General features: G+C 60.6%; 1 protein-coding gene. It reads right to left on the bottom strand.

Going from position 1 to position 406, the window contains the following annotated elements:
- A partial coding sequence (locus OYT88_RS21105) for a hemoglobin alpha subunit family protein (protein ID WP_274402265.1) occupies nt 1–406 on the bottom strand: 406 nt, incomplete at both ends.

Genomic DNA, 406 nt, shown 5'->3' with positions numbered 1-406 from the left:
GTCCAGGGAGGCATGCACAGCAGGGGTGAATTCGGCCGGGTGGTGAGCAGCCAGGGTCACCAGCAGGCAGTGGCTCAGGAGCTTGAAGTTGACGGGGTCCACACGCAACTTGTGTGCGTGCAGATCGCTCAGAGCGGACAGGGCGCTAGGCAAGTCATCAACGTGGGCCGCGGCATTGGCCAGAGCATCAGCCACCTTCTTGCCATGGCCCTGGACTTGTGCGGAGCCGTGGCTCAGGTCAAAGTGGGGGAAGTAGGTCTTGGTGGTGGGGAAGGACAGGAACATCCTCTCCAGGGCCTCGGCACCATATGCAGCACCATGGCCGCCAATCTTCTCCCAGCAAGCCTTGACGTTGGTCTTGTCAGCAGGAGAGAGCACCATGGTGATTTCTTTCTGAGTCCGTGTC

It is taken from the genome of Sporolactobacillus sp. CQH2019 (assembly GCF_028765345.1).
GTDB lineage: Bacteria > Bacillota > Bacilli > Bacillales > Sporolactobacillaceae > Sporolactobacillus.
The sequence above is the reverse complement of the archived record's forward strand: the minus strand, read 5'-3'. Positions and strand labels throughout refer to the sequence as shown.